The organism is Azospirillum sp. B21, assembly GCF_008364825.1.
In the GTDB taxonomy this organism is placed as follows: domain Bacteria; phylum Pseudomonadota; class Alphaproteobacteria; order Azospirillales; family Azospirillaceae; genus Azospirillum.
The window spans coordinates 1-753 of sequence record NZ_VTTO01000057.1; the positions used below are offsets into that span (position 1 = coordinate 1).

A 753-nucleotide genomic window follows, 5' to 3' on the forward strand; every position below is an offset into this window, starting at 1 on the left:
AAGGTCAGCGACTGGGGTGAAGTCGTAACAAGGTAGCCGTAGGGGAACCTGCGGCTGGATCACCTCCTTTCTAAGGACGCCGACCCTGGATGGTCCGGCACCTCAGCCGAAGCAGCTTTCTCTGCCGCCGCCGGCGCATCCCTTCTCACGGTTCTCGACGTGCTTCCAAGCGAAGCACGTGCGGGCTAGTAGCTCAGTTGGTTAGAGCGCGCGCTTGATAAGCGTGAGGTCGGAGGTTCAAATCCTCCCTGGCCCACCATGTTTAGCGGTCGTGCGCGTCTCCAGAGATGGAGGGCCGATCGGGGGCATAGCTCAGTTGGGAGAGCGCCTGCTTTGCAAGCAGGAGGTCGTCGGTTCGATCCCGTCTGCCTCCACCAGTTCTTCTGGTGTCGAGGGTGGATGACGAGCCGCCCAGCTTCGAGGACCGTTGGAAGGAACCACAACACGGCAACGTGAACAATGACGAGCGCTTCGCGCTCGTCATTGTGTCCCGCAAGGGACGGGATCATGGACAAGTGAAGATGAAGTGCAAGTGACCGAGGACGCTCCTCGGCCGGCAAGCTCACAAGGCACGCTGGCTGGGAGTAGCATCGAACGGCGGAAACAGCCAACCCTGTCGGTTGGCTCGCGAGCAGGCTTGTTCCTGCGCGTGGCGCTTAGCGTTTTCGTTGGAGTTGAGATCAAGCGTCTGAAGGGCATCTGGTGGATGCCTTGGCACTGAGAGGCGATGAAGGACGTAGCACGTTGCGATAA

At 60.2% G+C, this 753-nt stretch carries 2 tRNA genes and 1 rRNA gene; all 3 read left to right on the forward strand.

What is annotated here, in order from left to right:
- Positions 1-70, forward strand: a 16S ribosomal RNA gene (locus FZ983_RS33895); the annotation flags it as partial.
- 112 nt (positions 71-182) lie between these two features.
- Positions 183-259: transfer RNA gene (locus FZ983_RS33900), tRNA-Ile, on the forward strand.
- A gap of 42 nt (positions 260-301) precedes the next feature.
- Positions 302-377: transfer RNA gene (locus tag FZ983_RS33905), tRNA-Ala, on the forward strand.
- Positions 378-753: the final 376 nt, after the last annotated feature.